General features: G+C 71.9%; 21 protein-coding genes. 4 read left to right on the forward strand and 17 right to left on the reverse strand.

Annotation, left to right across the window (positions count from 1 at the left end):
• Nucleotides 1-20 precede the first annotated feature (20 nt).
• A complete protein-coding gene (locus tag AB0J12_RS09400) occupies nt 21-917 on the forward strand; it encodes an NAD(P)-binding domain-containing protein (protein ID WP_363263639.1) in 897 nt (298 codons plus the stop codon).
• Here the strand turns inward: AB0J12_RS09400 and AB0J12_RS09405 are convergent.
• The 3 genes from AB0J12_RS09405 to AB0J12_RS09415 all read right to left on the reverse strand — a co-directional run bounded on the left by AB0J12_RS09405 (nt 914) and on the right by AB0J12_RS09415 (nt 2770).
• On the reverse strand, nt 914-1051 hold the full coding sequence (locus tag AB0J12_RS09405) for a hypothetical protein (protein WP_363263640.1): 138 nt from the start codon (nt 1049-1051) through the stop codon (nt 914-916). The genes AB0J12_RS09400 and AB0J12_RS09405 overlap by 4 nt on opposite strands.
• Before the next feature lie 91 nt (nt 1052-1142).
• The gene (locus AB0J12_RS09410) at nt 1143-1898 is read right to left on the reverse strand and encodes an HAD family hydrolase (protein WP_363263641.1); all 756 of its coding nucleotides are present in this window, start codon (nt 1896-1898) and stop codon (nt 1143-1145) included.
• Complete coding sequence (locus AB0J12_RS09415) at nt 1895-2770, reverse strand: winged helix-turn-helix domain-containing protein (RefSeq protein WP_363263643.1); 876 nt, start codon at nt 2768-2770, stop codon at nt 1895-1897. The genes AB0J12_RS09410 and AB0J12_RS09415 overlap by 4 nt, the downstream gene beginning before the upstream one ends.
• A 154-nt stretch (nt 2771-2924) precedes the next feature.
• On the opposite strand from AB0J12_RS09415, the gene AB0J12_RS09420 reads away from it, so the two are divergent.
• Nucleotides 2925-3119, forward strand: coding sequence for a hypothetical protein (locus AB0J12_RS09420; protein WP_363263644.1), 195 nt, complete (start codon nt 2925-2927; stop codon nt 3117-3119).
• Nucleotides 3120-3134: 15 nt separating this feature from the next.
• On the opposite strand, the gene AB0J12_RS09425 is transcribed toward AB0J12_RS09420, so the two are convergent.
• On the reverse strand, nt 3135-4391 hold the full coding sequence (locus tag AB0J12_RS09425) for a GNAT family N-acetyltransferase (protein WP_363263645.1): 1257 nt from the start codon (nt 4389-4391) through the stop codon (nt 3135-3137).
• 270 nt (nt 4392-4661) lie between these two features.
• Nucleotides 4662-5300, reverse strand: a complete 639-nt coding sequence (locus AB0J12_RS09430; RefSeq protein WP_363263646.1) for an aerial mycelium formation protein — start codon at nt 5298-5300, stop codon at nt 4662-4664.
• Between the two features lie 175 nt (nt 5301-5475).
• Here AB0J12_RS09430 and dtd point away from each other — a divergent pair, with 175 nt between their 5' ends.
• On the forward strand, nt 5476-5901 hold the full coding sequence (gene dtd / locus AB0J12_RS09435) for a D-aminoacyl-tRNA deacylase (RefSeq protein WP_363263647.1): 426 nt from the start codon (nt 5476-5478) through the stop codon (nt 5899-5901).
• Nucleotides 5902-5959: 58 nt separating this feature from the next.
• On the opposite strand, the gene AB0J12_RS09440 is transcribed toward dtd, so the two are convergent.
• The 6 genes from AB0J12_RS09440 to AB0J12_RS09465 all read right to left on the reverse strand — a co-directional run bounded on the left by AB0J12_RS09440 (nt 5960) and on the right by AB0J12_RS09465 (nt 10736).
• The gene (locus tag AB0J12_RS09440) at nt 5960-6925 is read right to left on the reverse strand and encodes a folate-binding protein (protein WP_363263649.1); all 966 of its coding nucleotides are present in this window, start codon (nt 6923-6925) and stop codon (nt 5960-5962) included.
• 16 nt (nt 6926-6941) lie between these two features.
• Nucleotides 6942-7385, reverse strand: a complete 444-nt coding sequence (locus AB0J12_RS09445; protein ID WP_363263650.1) for a Fur family transcriptional regulator — start codon at nt 7383-7385, stop codon at nt 6942-6944.
• Nucleotides 7386-7430: 45 nt separating this feature from the next.
• Nucleotides 7431-8006: an FABP family protein gene (locus AB0J12_RS09450; protein ID WP_363263651.1), complete on the reverse strand. Its 576-nt coding sequence runs from the start codon at nt 8004-8006 to the stop codon at nt 7431-7433.
• A gap of 236 nt (nt 8007-8242) precedes the next feature.
• Nucleotides 8243-9166: a hypothetical protein gene (locus AB0J12_RS09455; protein ID WP_363263652.1), complete on the reverse strand. Its 924-nt coding sequence runs from the start codon at nt 9164-9166 to the stop codon at nt 8243-8245.
• A complete protein-coding gene (locus AB0J12_RS09460) occupies nt 9163-10017 on the reverse strand; it encodes a hypothetical protein (RefSeq protein WP_363263653.1) in 855 nt (284 codons plus the stop codon). Before AB0J12_RS09460 ends, AB0J12_RS09455 begins: the two co-directional genes overlap by 4 nt.
• Nucleotides 10014-10736, reverse strand: coding sequence for a hypothetical protein (locus AB0J12_RS09465; protein ID WP_363263654.1), 723 nt, complete (start codon nt 10734-10736; stop codon nt 10014-10016). The genes AB0J12_RS09460 and AB0J12_RS09465 overlap by 4 nt, the downstream gene beginning before the upstream one ends.
• Nucleotides 10737-10839: 103 nt before the next feature.
• On the opposite strand from AB0J12_RS09465, the gene AB0J12_RS09470 reads away from it, so the two are divergent.
• Nucleotides 10840-11202: a DsrE family protein gene (locus AB0J12_RS09470; RefSeq protein ID WP_363263656.1), complete on the forward strand. Its 363-nt coding sequence runs from the start codon at nt 10840-10842 to the stop codon at nt 11200-11202.
• 75 nt (nt 11203-11277) lie between these two features.
• Here AB0J12_RS09470 and AB0J12_RS09475 read toward each other — a convergent pair whose 3' ends face one another.
• The 6 genes from AB0J12_RS09475 to AB0J12_RS09500 form a co-directional block, all read right to left on the reverse strand.
• Nucleotides 11278-11538, reverse strand: coding sequence for a DUF3099 domain-containing protein (locus AB0J12_RS09475; RefSeq protein WP_363263657.1), 261 nt, complete (start codon nt 11536-11538; stop codon nt 11278-11280).
• A 107-nt stretch (nt 11539-11645) separates the two neighbouring features.
• Complete coding sequence (locus AB0J12_RS09480; protein WP_362447809.1) at nt 11646-11933, reverse strand: DUF1416 domain-containing protein; 288 nt, start codon at nt 11931-11933, stop codon at nt 11646-11648.
• Between the two features lie 51 nt (nt 11934-11984).
• A complete protein-coding gene (locus AB0J12_RS09485; protein ID WP_363263659.1) occupies nt 11985-12830 on the reverse strand; it encodes a sulfurtransferase in 846 nt (281 codons plus the stop codon).
• A 128-nt stretch (nt 12831-12958) separates the two neighbouring features.
• A complete protein-coding gene (locus AB0J12_RS09490) occupies nt 12959-13039 on the reverse strand; it encodes a putative leader peptide (protein WP_350310325.1) in 81 nt (26 codons plus the stop codon).
• A gap of 198 nt (nt 13040-13237) precedes the next feature.
• Nucleotides 13238-13978: a DUF2993 domain-containing protein gene (locus AB0J12_RS09495; RefSeq protein WP_363263660.1), complete on the reverse strand. Its 741-nt coding sequence runs from the start codon at nt 13976-13978 to the stop codon at nt 13238-13240.
• A gap of 197 nt (nt 13979-14175) precedes the next feature.
• Nucleotides 14176-15495, reverse strand: a complete 1320-nt coding sequence (locus tag AB0J12_RS09500) for a hypothetical protein (protein ID WP_363263661.1) — start codon at nt 15493-15495, stop codon at nt 14176-14178.
• Nucleotides 15496-15500: the final 5 nt, after the last annotated feature.

The raw sequence follows: 15500 nt of genomic DNA on the forward strand, positions 1-15500 counted from the left end.
CTTCATCAGGGAGTTGAGCCATGTCCACGCACGCCCAGCACCACCCACCGGTCACCGTCACCGTCCTCGGCCTCGGGCCGATGGGGCGGGCGCTCGCCGGTGCCTTCCTCGACGCGGGGTTCACCACCACGGTCTGGAACCGCGCCCCCGGCCGCGGCGCCGAGCTGGCGGCCCGGGGGGCGCACGCCGCCGGCAGCGCACGCGACGCGGTCGCCGCGAGCACGCTGACCGTCGTCTGCGTGGTGAACTACGACGCCTCCGACGCCATCCTGCGCGATGAGAAGGTCACCGCCGCGCTCAAGGGCCGTATCGTCGTGAACCTCTCCGCCGACACCCCGGCGCGGGCCCGCGACACCGCCGTCTGGGCCGAGCGGCACGGCATCCGCTACCTGGACGGCGCGATCATGACACCGGCGCCGAGCATCGGCACCAAGGACGCGGTGTTCCTGCACAGCGGGCCGCGCGAGGTGTACGACGAGTACCGGCCGGTGCTGGCGGCCCTCGGCGGCACGCACACCCATCTCGGGGAGGAGGCGGGCCGGGCCGCCGCCTACGACATCGCGTTGCTGGACATCTTCTGGACGGCCATGGGCGGTTACGCGCACGCCCTCGCCGTGGCCCGGGCGGAGGGCATCAGCGGGCGGGAGCTGGCGCCCTTCGCCCAGGGGATCGCGGCGATCTTTCCGCCGCTGTTCGAGACGTTCGCCGGTGACGCGGACGACGGCACCTACTCGGGTGAGATCAACCCGATCACCTCGGCCGCCTCCACGATGACCCACGTCGTGCACGCCTCCGAGGAGCACGGCGTCGACGCGAGCCTGATGCGCGTGATCGAGGGCCAGGCCCGACGCGTCATCGGCCTGGGCCACGGCGGCGACGGCTTCATCCGCGTGACGGATCTGCTCGCGCGCCGCTAGGCCCTGTCGCAGGACGTCCGGGCAGACCGACTGGGCGTATGCGAGGCCAGGTAGGTGCCGAGGTCGTCGTGGAGCGCGGTGATCAGTTCCGTGCGGCCCGCCGCGGTCGTCGCCTCGGCCCGCAGCGCCGTCATCCGGGCCTGCTCGTCCTTGTCGTAGCCATGCGGACGAGGTGGGTCGCCAGGTCGTGCAAGGGGTCGTCGTGGAGGGCGAGTTCCCAGTCGGTCACGGTGATCCGGTTGCGGCGGCGTGCGCCCGGACCGCGGTCAGCAGCGGCTGCAGCGAGTCGATCACCCGGGTGACGCCGGCCTCGGTCAGCAGTGCCGCCTTGTGGGCGTTGCGGGCGTATCCGAGGAAGGGCACGCCGGCGGCGGTGGCGGCGTGGTGGTCGGAGGGGGAGTCGCCGATCATCAGGGCGTTGCCGGGGGCGGCACCCAGGTCGCTCAGGGCCCGCTCGAGGCTGTGCGGGTCCGGCTTGAGCAGGTGCAGGTCCCGGGTGCGGCCGTAGACGTGGGGGGCGAAGCAGGGCAGCAGGCCGCGGCCGGCGAGGTAGGAGGTGATCACCTGGGGTGAGTTGTTGCTGGTGACGGCCATGCGGGGGCCCACGGCCGTCCAGGTGCGGATGAGGGGGTCGGCCCACGGTGTCGGCATCGCCGACGCGGCGGCCTTCAGCTCCTGCCGGGTGAGCCGCTCCTCGAGGTCGGCGACCAGGTCGTTGCGAGGGTGACGGCGGGCCACCGCGCGGAGCACCCCGTGCGGGTCGGGCGATTCGCGCTCGGCGTCGTCGAGCAGGCCGGTGAGGCCCTGCCGCGCCAGCCAGTCGACCAGTTCGTCCGCCACCTGCCGGGCGGGACGGGAGGCGAAGAGCCGGCAGAGCGGCCCGTCGAAGTCCCACAGCACCACCTGCGCCCGGGCGACCGTGTCACGCAGCCATCCGGTCTCTTCCGGTACCGCTTCCGTCTGCGTCGTATCAGAAGTCACGAGGAGAGTGTCAGGTCCCTGGTGATGGTTTCCCAGAGGGCGTCGAACCACTTCTGGGATTCCTCCACGAACGCCGCGTCGCGCCGGCCGCTGGAGCGGTGGAAGGAGAAGAGCAGGGACTTGGAGCCCAGCGCGTCGTACATGTCGAGCATCTGGCCCGCGTACTCCTCCTCGCGCCGGGTCAGGACGTAGTGGCCCATCAGCGCTTCCTCCCCGTTGAGGAGGTACAGCTTCACGGGCGGGGTGAAGGTCAGGGCGCGGAAGGCGACGTGGACGTCGATGCCGTGGGTGGCGCGCAGGGCGTGCAGGTTGTGCCGGAGCACCTGGCCCTGGGCGTTGCGCATGGCCAGCCAGCGTTCGTGCACCGAGGCGTCGTCGCCGTCGACGGCGACGGGGAAGGCGAGGGTGATGTCCCGGGAGGGCAGCAGGACGCGGACGTCGATCGACTGGGGCTGGATGCGGCCCTCGTGGATCAGGCGCAGCGGTTCGGCGAGGGCGAGCATGAACGTCTCGGCGGTGTGGGAGAGCACGTCGATCCGGACCCGGGGCGCGGCGAACGCGTCCACCAGGCGGGGGGCCAGGCCCACCATGGCCGGCTGGGGCTCCTCCGAGGCCACGGGGGGTTCGGCGATCCGCGGGGGGCTGCCCTTGCTGACGTTGGTCAGCAGGCCGTCCTCCTGCAGCGCGCGCAGGGCCTGGCGCACTGCGCCGCGCTCCACGCCGAACTCCTCCGCCAGCTCGGCCTGGGTGGGCAGGCGGTCGCCCGCCTTGAGGTCGCCGGTGCGGATGCGTTCGCGCAGGGTGTCGGCGATCTCCTGGGGCGTGAACCGTCGGCTGCCGTTCACTGCCGCGTTCTCCTGGGTCACGACCAAACGCTACAACTCCAATCCATCTGACGGGAGTTGTTTGATACCCGTTTATGAGTGGCGGCCAAGTGGGGACAACTCAATCAAAGTTGGTTGCCAACTTCCCCGAGTTGGCGGAGGGTTTGCCTCCGCCGACCGGCCACCCGAAGGGGGAACCACCGTGCCCGTCCTCACCCTCCTGTGCGCCGTCTTCGCCGTCGGCGTCGAACAAACCATCCAGTGGCGCTACGGCACCGCCGGAGCCGTCGGCCTGGCTCTGCTCAGCGTCGGCATCAAGGCCCGCAGGCCGGCCCTCAGCTCGGCCGGCGCCGTGGTGCTCGCGCTGCTGGTCGTCGGCCCCGCGCTCAGCTCGTGAGCACCGGTTCGGATCTCAGAACACGTCCGGGCACCACGGCCGCCGGGACGTACGCAGCAGGCCGTCGGCCACACGGGCCGCGCCCGCTCGTTCTTCCCGCACCCGGCCCAGCGCCGCCAGCCGCACCGCCGAAGCGTCCCCCAGCCACAGCGAGGCCAACTCGCCCATGTCCAGCGTGAGATCGGCCGCCCGCGAGGTCGGCTCCACCGACGCGCCCTGCGGGGAGGCGTCCAGCAGGTACCGCCCGCCGGCCAGACCCTGCCGGTCGACGACGTCGAGCACCAGCGCACCGGTCCCCTCGTACGTGCGCGCCCGAAACGCTTCCACGACGTCCAGCAGCCGCACCCACAGCCAGTCCGCCAGCGTGGTGATCGCGGCCGACCTCGGGTCCGGCAACAGATGCGGGAGCAGGTCGTCGGGGGCCCGCCTGCCACTCTTGACCTTCACGATCCAGTCGATGGAGCACAGATAGCGCCACAGCGCGCGCTCGGCGGCCGGGGTCGTCGCGATCAGCCGCCGCACCGTCGCCGTGTTCAGCGGCTGCTTGGCGTCTCCCCAGGTGTCGTCGCACTCGTACGTCACGAGCCCCTCGGCCTCGCCGGCCGCCGAGCGGTAGACGGCGTAGAAGGGCTCCTTCCACGTGGCGTGGAAGCGCACCGCGCCCGTGTGCAGCTGCCACCACAGCTCGTCCCGGCTGACGACGCCCGGCTGGGTGCGGCGCAGCCGCTCGTGCAGCTCGGGGCCGAGCTTGCGGACGTCCTCGCCGTCCACGAGGTCGACACGGCCGCCGTCCTCCGGGCCCGCCCAGCGCGGGTCGAGCCCGGTGCGCGGCACGTCGATCGTCCACTCGGCGACCGTGGTGGCCGCACCGAAGCCGTAGCGGCCGTAGATCGGGTACTCGGCGGCGATCAGCGTCGCCACGACGTCACCGCGTTCCTTCGCCGCCGCCAGGTCCCGGGTCATCATCCGGGTGAGCAGGCCGCGCCGGCGGTGCGTGGCGCTGACGGTGACGCTGGTGATCGCGTCGGCCCGCACCGGCGTACCGCCGACGGCCGTGACCTCCTGCTCGAACGACCGGAACGTGGCCACACAGCGGCCCGCGTCGAACGCCCCCAGCAGCCGCCCCGGCACGAACTGCCGCCGCCGTGCCTCGAGGATCTCCGGGGTGATGTCCGGCGGCGTCAAGAAGCCGGTGTCCAGGGCTCGTTGCCAGTCGGCGAACTCGTCGTCGGTGATCGCCCGTACGTCGATGTCGGAGCTGCGGTCGGTCATGGGCCCACGGTAGGTGTACGGCGGTGAGGTGTCGCGCGGTTTTCCACGCGCCCCGGAACACCACGGCGCACGTCAGCCGACCTGGATCCAGGACCCGAGCGCGAGCCCGGTGGTGACCGGGCAGGCCGGCGCGCCGATGAGGACGCCGTCACCGCCCCGGCGTCGCTCCGGATCCTCATCCCCGCCCAGCCTCGCACTCGGGTGTCCCCCGCGCCGCGGCCGCGGCCGGACCGTCACCGTTCACGTTGTGGGCCCCACCTCGGCGGAATGTCACATCAGAAGATCGTCGACCTGCGCTTCCCCGTCACGGTAGCGCCGGGCGATCTCCGCGCTGCAGTCGTCCGCCGTGCGCTGCAGCCGGTGGCGGCGGCGCGAGACCTGCTGCTCGTAGCGCACCAGGCGGGCCATGGCCTCGTTCAGCTCCTCGTCGGTGCGGGCCCCCAGGTCCGACAGTTCGACCTCCGCGAGCATCTCGGCGGCCAGCAGCCCGTACTCCTCGTTGTGCGGGGTACCCACCGTGACGTGGCGGGCGGAGGAGCGGTGCCGGGCCGGGGCGTCGGTGAGGATCTCCGGGAGCCGCTCGACGACGGACGGCTCGCCGACGGCCACCACCCTCGCCGGGGCGCGCCGCAGCAGCTCCGCGCGCAGGATGTCGATCCGCCCCTGCAACAGCCGCCGTACATAGCTGAGGTCCGCCTCGTCGCGCTGGGCGTCACGGCGCAGGGTCCGCAGCTCCGGCAGGCTCAGCAGGGTCAGGTCCCGCTCGCCGTCGGCGCGCTGCGCGTCCGGGTCGCCGGTGCGTTGTGCGGGCGGACGCGGGGCCGTGGTCCTCGCCCCGCGCGCGGGCGCGACAGCCCCGGGCTCGGATGCGACAGCCCCGGGCTGCTGCCCGATACTCGGTGTGCTCATGTGCCTCAACCGTCCCCTCGACCGGCGTGTGCCTGCATCGTGCCACCCCGCGTGGCCGCTATGTGACCGAGTGCCCCCGAACGGCCCCACATGACGGGATTGGGGCCAAAAACAGGCCCCCGAAAGGCCCCAGGGCCGCCACTGGGCCCGTCCCGCGGCCCGGCATGATGGTCGTATGCGTGCAGTGGTACAGAGGGTGGACGGCGCGAGCGTCGTCGTGGACGGCGAGACGGTGGGCGAGATCAAGGGCGAGGGGCTGTGCGTCCTCGTCGGCGTCACCCACGAGGACACCAAGGAGAAGGCGGCCCAGCTGGCCCGCAAGCTGTGGAGCGTGCGGATGCTGCACGACGAGAAGTCGTGCAGCGACATCGACGCCCCGCTGCTCGTCATCAGCCAGTTCACGCTGTACGGCGACGCCCGCAAGGGCCGCCGCCCCACCTGGAACGCGGCCGCCCCCGGCGACGTCGCCGAGCCGCTGGTGGACGAGGTGGTCGCCCGGCTGCGCGAGCTCGGCGCGACGGTGGCGACGGGCCGCTTCGGCGCGCACATGCGGGTCGCGCTGACGAACGACGGCCCGTTCACCGTGCTGATCGAGGTCTGAGTCCCGGCCGGCCGGCAACCCACGGACCGGCAACCGCCGGCCGGCAACGCCCGGCCGACTACGGCTCGACGACGGCCTCCTGGGCGGCGGCGGTCGTGCCGGCGAGCAGCGGGGCGTCCACCGGGACGTTCCGCTTGACCAGGGCCAGCGCGATGGGGCCCAGCTCGTGGTGGCGCACCGACGTCGTCACGAAGCCGATCTTGCGGCCGTCCGGGCCATCCGTGGCGAGCCGGATCTCCGTGCCCGGAGTCGGCAGATGGACCTCGCTGCCGTCCAGGTGCAGGAAGACCAGCCGGCGCGGCGGCTTGCCCAGGTTGTGCACCCGGGCGACGGTCTCCTGACCGCGGTAGCAGCCCTTCTGCAGGTGCACGGCGCTGCCGATCCAGCCCAGCTCGTGCGGGATCGTGCGGTGGTCGGTCTCGAAGCCCAGGCGGGGCCGGTGGTGCTCGACGCGCAGCGCCTCGTACGCCAGGATCCCGGCCGGCGGTCCGGCCTGCTCGGCGAAGGACTCCAGCCGCTCCCGGGGCAGGAACAGGTCACGGCCGTACGCCGTCTCGCGCACGACGACGTCCTCGGGGACCTCGGCGATGGACCCGGCGGGCAGGTGGACGACGGCGAAGTCCTCGGTGCGGTCGGCGACCTCCACCTTGTAGAAGAACTTCATCGACTCCAGGTATGCGATGAGCGCGCCCTCGGTGCCGGGCTCGACATGCGCCCAGGCGGTGGTGCCGTCGTCCACCAGGTACAGGGCGTGCTCGATGTGGCCGTGCGCGGACAGGATCAGCGCCTCGGTGGCCTCGCCCACGGGCAGCTCGCTGACGTGCTGGGTGAGCAGCAGGTGCAGCCAGGCGAGCCGGTCCTCACCGGAGACGGTGACGACACCGCGGTGCGAGAGGTCGACGAAACCGGTGCCGTCGGCGAGGGCACGCTGCTCGCGGAACAGGTCGCCGTAGTGGGCGGCGACGCCTTCGTCCAGTCCCTCGGCGGGGACGGCGCCGGGCAGGGACAGCAGGGGGCTCTTCATGGCGTCAAGCCTACGACTAGGTACTTGAATCCTTGAGCTGCTGGTCCGCGGAGCAGTCCTTGCACCGGCCGAAGATCGCGAAGTGCTTCATGTCGGTGTCGAAACCGAACTGCTCGCGCAGCTTGGCGGTGAACTCGGCGGCCACCGACAGATCGGCCTCGATGACGTTGGTGCAGTCCCGGCAGACCAGGTGGATGTGGTGGTGCCGGTCGGCCAGGTGGTACGTCGGCGCCCCGTGCCCCAGGTGCGCGTGGCTGACCAGGCCCAGCTCCTCCAGCAGCTCCAGCGTGCGGTAGACGGTGGAAATGTTGACCCCCGACGCCGTCTTCCGCACTTCGGCGAGGATGTCGTCGGGGGTCGCGTGCTCGAGGGTGTCCACGGCTTCGAGGACAAGCTGGCGCTGCGGCGTCAGCCGGTAGCCGCGCTGCCGCAGGTCCGTCTTCCAGTCGGTGCTCACCACACCCACGAGTCTAGAACCACGCGCGCGGGGCCACGTGGGGCATGACTACTTGAAGAAGGCGATCCCGTCGTCCGGGAGGTCCTGCGGCAGGGCCTTCGCCCAGCGCTCGACCTCCTCGGGGGTGACGACCTTCTTCAGCTGCGCCGACATGTAGGGGCGCAGCTCGACCTCGGGGGTCTGCTTCTCGCCGACCCACATCAGGTCGCTCTTGACGTAGCCGTACAGGCGCTTGCCGCCGGTGTAGGGGCGGGAGGCGGCCGTACGTGCGACGGCGTCCGTGACCAGGTCGATCTGCGGCTTCTTGTCGGCCATCTCGCCGTACCAGACCTCGATGACACCGTCGTCGCGGGTCATCGTGACCTCGACCTTGCGCTCGGCGTCGATCCGCCAGAAGCCGGACTCGGTCTCCAGCGGCCGGACCTTGTTGCCCTCGTTGTCCAGGACCCAGGTGCGGGAGTGGTACTCGAGGAAGTCCCGGCCGTCGTGGGTGAAGCTGACCTCCTGGCCGAAGTTGCACTTTTCGGAGCCGGGGAAGTCGTGCACGCCGGCACCCGCCCAGTTGCCGAGCAGGAAGGCGAGCGGGACAAGGTCCTTGTGCAGGTCGGACGGGATCTCGATCATGAGCGACGGCTTTCCTGGTTCAGAGGGTCAGCGCTGGCCCTGGTACAGCTTCTTCACGGTCAGGTAGGCGAAGGCGAGGACGCCGACGCAGACCAGGACCAGCAGGGTTTCGAAGAAGATCTCCACGGGGTGCTCCTTGTGAGCGCAAGTGGGCGGTACGGGGCCGGGCCCCAGCTTACGCGGCCGGAGCCGGCCCCTCTTTGTGAGGTACCTCCTGACGGGGTCCCCCGCGGGATTCAGGTCAGCAGCTGGCTCTGCAGGACGACCGTCTGCTGGAACGGCACGGCCGCCGCGCCGCCCTTGCGGGACTGGATCACGACGGCGAGGACGTCACCGGCGGACACATAGGCCTGGCGGACCTGCTCGGCGCCGTACGGCTGGATCTCGGTGTACGACGTGCGCTCGACCTCGTCCAGCCCGGCCTCCACCGGGAAGTCGTCGTCGAAGACGGAGGCTGCGGCGCCGCGCAGCTGGTGCACCGGGCTGCTGGAGCTGACGAAGCCCGCGAAGACCTGTCCGACCACCAGTTCCGCGGTGTTGAACTGCAGCAGGTAGACGCGGGTGCGGGTGCCGTCCGGGGTGGTCCAACCGCGCGCCGCGATGTGCCGCAGACCGGCGTCGTTGAGCTTGCCGCCGATCTCGGTGCGGCTCCTGGCCTCCTCGAACTCTGCGAGAAACGCCGACGTCGGCAGCCAGCCACCCGTACCGCGCAGTGTCTTGTCCTCGGTGGCACCGGGGGGCGCGGGCAGCAGCAGGGCGCGCAGGTCGGCGTAGTGGGCGCCGGCCTTGTTCTCCTCGGCGAAGGGCCCGGGACGGCCGGCGGGCAGCGGCGGCCGGGTCAGCTCGGGGTAGTCCCAGCGCCCGTCGGACGCGGTCGCGAGCCCCGGCACGTCCGTCCGCTCCACCCGGCTGATGCCGTACGCGGTCCCCGCACCGACGACCGCGAACACGACGACGGCAGCGGTCCACCGCGCGACGGCCCGCAGCACGCGCCGGTCACGGGGAGCGGTCGTCTGCGAGGCCGCGGGCGGCGTGCCGTCCGGCTCCGCCAGCGAGGTGCCGTCCGGTGCCGCGGGCACGGCGGCCTCCGGATCCGGCGTCTGTGGCTGCCGCTCCCCGGCGGTCTCCGTGCCCCCGGTGAGCTGCGACTGCTCGGTCATACGGCCTCCCCCTGCCCTGCGATGCGGTCGAGCTGTTCGGTCAGCAGGGCCGCGACTGCCTTGGTGTCCAGCGGTTTCGCGCCCTCGGCGGTGACGGTGACCAGCACGTCGCCCGCGTAGGCGGAGCAGAACAGGTAGTCGATCTCCTCGTCGGCGTCCTCGGGCGACAGGAAGCACTTGGCGTTCTTGTGCCCCTTGACGGCAGGGCCGTCGCGCAAGACGTCCAGGGCGTCGAAGAACGCCCCCTGGAACTTCGCCATGTCGCGGACCGCCGCCTGGCTGCCCATCTGAGCGAGCTGGACGCGCACCGTGTAGATGGTCTCGTCGCCGTCACCGCCGGGGGCCGCGCTGAAGTAGCTGCGCATCGCCATGCCCTTGATGCGCTGCCGGTCGATCTGCTGCTCCAGCCGCTGCCGCTGGGACCGGGGCAGCGCCCTCAGCGACTCCTTGCGCAGCGCCGTCGCCTGGGCGCCGCTGAGCTGCACGTCGGCGCCGTACTCGGCCATGTCGGGGCCGGGCGTCCAGCTCTCGGTCCCGTACGGCACCAGCATGCCCGCCAGACCCTTCGGTGCCGCCGCCGTCTTCTTCCGGGCCTCCTTCTGCGGGAACCGCCACTCCGGGGCGCCCGCGTGCCGGTCTGCGTCCCGCACGGTCACGACGGTGTATCCGACGCCGGCGATCAGCGCGGCGGCCAGCGCCACGGACCCCATCACGGCCGCGAGGCGCCCCCGACGCTTCTTCGCCACGGGCGAGGCCGCGCTCTGCGTCGTCCCGACGGACGAGTCCGCATCCACGGTCGTGCCCACAGGCGACGTCTCCGCGGGCGAGGCCGCGTTCTCGGTCGTCGTCACAGCCGCTCCAACTGCCGCTCGGCCAGCTGCATGATCTTCGACTTCGTGACCGGTTTCGCGTCGTACACCCAGATCTCCATGCTGATGTCGCCGCGCCAGGCGTGCGCCTCCGCGCTGTACACGCCGTTGTCGGCGCGGTGATGGACGTACGCCTTGCCCCACCCGGTGCCGGGCAGCGGCCAGCTGTCCGTGCCCTCCTCCTTGGCGGCCCAGTACTGGTTGTTGTCCGTGTTCTGCACGGCGCCGACCGTCTCCTCCTGGCGGAACTGCACCAGCCGGATGTCCACGAAGTACGTGGAACCGACCCGCCAGTGGGCGGCGGCCGCCCGCCGGTACTCCTCGCCGGCGAGGTTGTCGAAGGCCACGCCGGGCTTCCCGAACCCTTCGGCGTAGCCGGCAAGGTCGTCCCAGCCGTCCCCGGTGCCGGGGTCCTTGGCGCCGCTCGGCTTGGTCAGCAACAGCTTGCGCAGGTCGCCGTCGGTCTTGACCTTGCGGTCCTGTGCGGCGGACAGCGGCGTGGGCGCCGGGCCTGCCGCCTGGCGCAGCACCGGCTGGGACAGCGACGGCAGCGCCGTGGGCTCGCGGTCGGCCTGGATCAGGTATCCGACGCAGGTGCCGGCGATCAGGCCGAGGGCTACGGCACCGGTGATCAGCAGCGCGGTACGGCCGCGTCGGCGCCGCGGAGCCGGTCTTTCCGGTGGAGCTTCCGTTTCTTCCACTACGTCCCCCCAAAGAACGTGAAGCGCGGCTTCCGTATCCGCGCCCCACAGGAGACTCATGGTCATGCCAAGCAGTTGTAGGAACGTTGATTACGATTCCGTCATGGCGAAGAAGCTCGTGATCAAGGTGACGGCGGGGGCCGACGCCCCGGAGCGCTGCTCACAGGCGTTCACCGTCGCGGCGGTGGCCGTGGCCAGCGGGGTGGAGGTGTCGGTGTGGCTGACCGGTGAGTCCGCCTGGTTCGCCCTGCCGGGGCGGGCCGCCGACTTCGAGCTGCCGCACGCGGCTCCGCTGCCGGACCTCATCGACTCGATCCTGGCGGCCGGCCGGCTGACCCTGTGCACCCAGTGCGCGGCCCGGCGGGACATCACCGAGAAGGACGTCATCGAGGGCGTACGGATCGCCGGCGCGCAGGTGTTCGTGCAGGAGGCGCTGGGCGAGGAGACGCAGGCGCTCGTCTACTGACCGCACGGCTGACGCGCGGTCTACTGACCGCACGGCTGACGCGCGGTCTACTGACCGCACGGCTGACGCGCCCGGCTAGCGCGGGCGTTTCCTGCCGTCCAGCTCGTCCCACCACTCGTCGGACTTCGGGTCGCCGGAGGGGTCGTCCCACCAGCGGTCCTCGGGGCCGCGCCGGTTGGCGACCATCGCGGCGACCGGCGGGATGACCATGGCGAACACGCACATGCCCACGGCGGCGGGCACCGACCACAGGCGCACGAACCCCCACGCCATGATGAAGAGGAACAGGCACGTCCCCATCATGGCGAAGTACACGTGACGTCGCCGTGCGTACATGCCTCCAGCGTAGATCGGGGCACGCCGAAGGGCCGCACCCCAGGCGTCCAACCCGGGGGGTGCGGCCCTTCGGTCATTCACGGCGCGGTGGTGCCGCCCATGCCGCCTCAGACGGCGATGGCGACCTCGGCCAGCCCGCCCTGCTGGGCGACGACCGTGCGGTCGGCGCTGCCACCGGGCACGAGAGCGCGGACGGTCCACGTGCCTTCGGCCGCGTAGAAGCGGAACTGCCCCGTGGCGGAGGTCGGGACCTCCGCGGTGAACTCGCCGGTCGAGTCGAGCAGGCGCACGTAGCCCACCACCGGCTCACCGTCGCGGGTCACCTGGCCCTGGATGGTGGTCTCACCGGGCTTGATCGTCGAGGCGTCCGGGCCGCCGGCCTTCGCTCCACACATGTCTTTCTCCTACGAGGGGGGGTCTGACCAGAAGGTCGGTCGGATGAGGGGTTACTTGCCGCTGCCGAGCTCGATCGGCACGCCGACGAGGGAGCCGTACTCGGTCCACGAACCGTCGTAGTTCTTGACGTTCTCCTGGCCCAGCAGCTCGTGCAGGACGAACCAGGTGTGCGCGGAGCGCTCACCGATGCGGCAGTAGGCGATGGTGTCCTTCGCCAGGTCCACGCCCTCGGCCTCGTACAGCTCCTTCAGCTCCTCGTCGGACTTGAAGGTGCCGTCGTCGTTCGCCGACTTCGACCACGGGATGTTCCTGGCCGACGGGACGTGGCCCGGACGCTGCGACTGCTCCTGCGGCAGGTGCGCGGGGGCGAGCAGCTTGCCGGAGAACTCGTCGGGCGAGCGGACGTCGACCAGGTTCTGGCTGCCGATGGCGGCGACGACCTCGTCACGGAAGGCGCGGATCGAGGCGTCCTGGGCCTTGGCCTTGTACTCGGTCTTGGCGCGCTCGGGGACGTCCTCGCCGGCGACCAGCTCGCGGGCGTCCAGCTCCCACTTCTTGCGGCCGCCGTCCAGGAGCTTGACGTCCTGGTGGCCGTAGAGCTTGAAGTACCAGTAGGCGTAGGACGCGAACCAGTTGTTGTTGCCGCCGTAGAGGACGACGGTGTCGTCGTTGGCGATACCGCGCTCGGACAGCAGCTGCTCGAACTGCTCCTGGTTGACGAAGTCGCGGCGGACCGGGTCCTGCAGGTCCTGCTTCCAGTCGATGCGGATGGCGTTCTTGATGTGGTTCTTCTCGTACGCCGTGGTGTCCTCGTCGACCTCGACGATGGCGACCTTGGGGTCGTCCAGGTGCTGCTCGACCCAGTCGGCGTCTACCAGGACGTCGCTGCGGCTCATGCTTTTCTCCTCCGGGGCAGGTGCGGCGGGGCGTGCGACAGATCAGGGCGTGCGCAGGCCGAGGCGGCGGCGCACGGATGCCCAGGGGCTGGGCGGTGAGGGATGCGGAGGCCGGGCGGGCCGTCCGCTCAGAAGGTGCGACAGAGCATGGCGGCAACGCGGCACAGGTCCACTGCCCGCCGCTTCGTGAGATCCGCCTGTCGCTTCATGCTCCCGATCGTAGGGACGGACAGGCGGGCGTGTCACCGGCGTGTCGCATGATGAGACGCGATCGTCCGCATCGCGGGACGAGGGAGGGGTCCAGGCGGTCGTCGCAAGGCTTCCGACGGGGTGCGCGGCGCGCGAGCCCTGCCGGATGGACAGGCATGTCTCACGCTTCGGACGGAGCATGCCGGGTCGGGACTCTCCTACCCGGCCAGCTTGACGTGGGAACCCTTCACGTTGATCTCCACCCCGTTCGGCGCCGCACGCACCGAGTCGAGGGCGATGTCGCCCGGCAACTGGTCGATGACCTGCTGGAAGTCGACGATCGCCCGCAGGCGGTCGTCGGCGATCGCGGCGGCGGCCAGCTTGGGCAGGGAGTCCGCGCGGACCTCGATCCGGCCCTTCACCACGGCCACGGAGCTGAGCACGGACACGGTCCGCTCGATCCCGAAGGCGGGGATACGGCCCTCCACGGCGACCTTGATCTTCCCGTTGCCTCCGTCGGAGAGGCCGACGACCCGGGCGGTGACACCGGGGGCCACCTCGGTCGGCTCGGACTTGGCGGTCTTCATCAGCTCGGCGTAGGGGATCGTGGCGGTGCCGGTCGCCCGGGCGGCGGTGGCGGAGCTGAAGTCGCCGGAGAAGGAGACGCCCTTCATGTGGGCCTTCAGATCCTCGATCCGGATGGTCTGACCGGCCTTGCCGGTGGCCGCCTGGTAGCTGTCGATGCCGACCTCGACGTCGTCCAGCTCACCACCGGCGACCTGGGTGAGGAACGGAAAGCCGTTGATGGACACGTCGGGCGTCTTCGCGAGCCCCTCGGCGCTGCGCACCCGGTCCGCGGCCTCGCTCTCCGCGAAGCGCACGGCGACCCGGTCCACGATCACGAACAGCACGCCGAGCACCACGACGACGATCAGCAGTATGCGCACCCCGCGCGACATCCGACGACTCCCCCACCTCGACAACCGGCCGAACCCCACGGTAACTCCGGGCAGCCGAGGGGCCGGAGGATTGTCGACCAGCTGTGACAGGGGGGTGGCCGGGGGGCGTTTGCGAGATCTGCCCGGTACCGCCGGGGGTCCCGGCAACGCGAAGGGGCTGATGCCCGTCGCGCACCAGCCCCTCGTGTTGCCGGGGCTCAGCCCAGGGCCCGGCCCAGGACGTACACCGCCGGGGCCGCCGCGGTCAGGGGGAGGGCCACGCCGGCCGTGAAGTGGACGAAGCGGGACGGGTAGTCGTAGGCGGCGACGCGGTGGCCGATCAGCGCGCAGACCGCCGCGGACGCGCCGAGCAGGGCGCCGCTAGCGCCGATGCCGGTCATCCCGCCCACCGCGATGCCCGCACCGGCCGCGCCCAGCAGCGCGACGCCCACCGACACCGGCGTGGGCAGCGGCAGCGCACGGGCCAGGACGGCCACCGCGACGGACGCGGCGCCCACCGACACCGCGTCGGCATCGGCCGCCAGGTACCCGCCGGCCATGATCGCGAGCGCGGCCGAGGCAACGGTCGCCATCAGGCCGTACATCCGCTCGTCCGGGTCCGCGTGCGAACGCAGTTGCAGGACCAGGGAGAGCAGGACCCACACGCCGAGCGTGCCCAGGATCGCCGCGGGCGCGTGCTCGCGGCCGGCCCCGAGGACGGCGGCGTCGGCGGCGAGCGCGCCCAGGAAGGCGAGCGCGATGCCCTGCCGGGCGGGCCACATGCCGTTCAGCCGGAACCAGCCCGCCGCGGTGACGGCCTGCAGCGCCACCAGCGGTACGAGCAGGGCGTACGACCCGATCGGCGCCGCGACCGCGAGCAGCAGCCCGAGCAGCGCGGTGAGCGCCGCCGGCTGCATGCCGGGGTCGATGATCGGCGACCGGCCCTCGAGGCGGGCCCGCTGGGCGTCGGTGATGCGCGCGTTGCCGGCGAGGGTGGCCGGCCCGTAGGCCGGTCCACCGGGAGCGGACGCCGGCTCGTCGTGGACGGCGGCGACCGGCTGCGGCTGCGGCTGCGGCTGAGCGGAGGGCTGGGCCTGCGGCTGCGGCTGAACGGACGCCTGGGGATGGGCCTGCGGCTGCGGGCTCCCGTACGGCTCGGCCACCGGCTGCGCGTAGCCGCCGTACCCCTGCCCGGCGCCGTACCCCTGCCCCGTGGTGCCGTACCCCTGCCCGGCGTCGTACCCCTGCTGCGGGCCGTACCCCTGTCCCGCGCCGTGCCCCTGCCCCGCGCCGCCGGTGCCGTACGTCCCGCCGTACTGCTGCTGCTGGTCCTGCTGCGGCAGGTACGCCGTCTGCTCCGGCGCCGGGGCGACCGGTGACTGGAGCTGGGTCTCCCAGGTCTGGCCCTGCCACTGCTGGGTGTACTGCTGGGGGTCGTCGTAGGGCTGCTGGTACTGGTCCGGCCCCGGCCACCCCTGCTGCGGCTGCGGTGCCTGCGGGTACCGGTCGTCGTATCCCTCGTACGGCTGGTTGCTCATCGGCG

Source organism: Streptomyces sp. NPDC049915 (assembly GCF_040656475.1).
GTDB lineage: Bacteria > Actinomycetota > Actinomycetes > Streptomycetales > Streptomycetaceae > Streptomyces.

Coding starts and splice junctions, on each gene's coding strand:
- AB0J12_RS09400 (WP_363263639.1), top strand. CDS start 21: ATGTCCACGCACGCCCAGCACCACCCACCGGTCACCGTCACCGTCCTC.
- AB0J12_RS09405 (WP_363263640.1), bottom strand. CDS start 1,051: ATGACGGCGCTGCGGGCCGAGGCGACGACCGCGGCGGGCCGCACGGAA.
- AB0J12_RS09425 (WP_363263645.1), bottom strand. CDS start 4,391: ATGACCGACCGCAGCTCCGACATCGACGTACGGGCGATCACCGACGAC.
- AB0J12_RS09430 (WP_363263646.1), bottom strand. CDS start 5,300: ATGAGCACACCGAGTATCGGGCAGCAGCCCGGGGCTGTCGCATCCGAG.
- dtd (WP_363263647.1), top strand. CDS start 5,476: ATGCGTGCAGTGGTACAGAGGGTGGACGGCGCGAGCGTCGTCGTGGAC.
- AB0J12_RS09440 (WP_363263649.1), bottom strand. CDS start 6,925: ATGAAGAGCCCCCTGCTGTCCCTGCCCGGCGCCGTCCCCGCCGAGGGA.
- AB0J12_RS09450 (WP_363263651.1), bottom strand. CDS start 8,006: ATGATCGAGATCCCGTCCGACCTGCACAAGGACCTTGTCCCGCTCGCC.
- AB0J12_RS09455 (WP_363263652.1), bottom strand. CDS start 9,166: ATGACCGAGCAGTCGCAGCTCACCGGGGGCACGGAGACCGCCGGGGAG.
- AB0J12_RS09470 (WP_363263656.1), top strand. CDS start 10,840: ATGGCGAAGAAGCTCGTGATCAAGGTGACGGCGGGGGCCGACGCCCCG.
- AB0J12_RS09475 (WP_363263657.1), bottom strand. CDS start 11,538: ATGTACGCACGGCGACGTCACGTGTACTTCGCCATGATGGGGACGTGC.
- AB0J12_RS09480 (WP_362447809.1), bottom strand. CDS start 11,933: ATGTGTGGAGCGAAGGCCGGCGGCCCGGACGCCTCGACGATCAAGCCC.
- AB0J12_RS09485 (WP_363263659.1), bottom strand. CDS start 12,830: ATGAGCCGCAGCGACGTCCTGGTAGACGCCGACTGGGTCGAGCAGCAC.
- AB0J12_RS09490 (WP_350310325.1), bottom strand. CDS start 13,039: ATGAAGCGACAGGCGGATCTCACGAAGCGGCGGGCAGTGGACCTGTGC.
- AB0J12_RS09495 (WP_363263660.1), bottom strand. CDS start 13,978: ATGTCGCGCGGGGTGCGCATACTGCTGATCGTCGTCGTGGTGCTCGGC.
- AB0J12_RS09500 (WP_363263661.1), bottom strand. CDS start 15,495: ATGAGCAACCAGCCGTACGAGGGATACGACGACCGGTACCCGCAGGCA.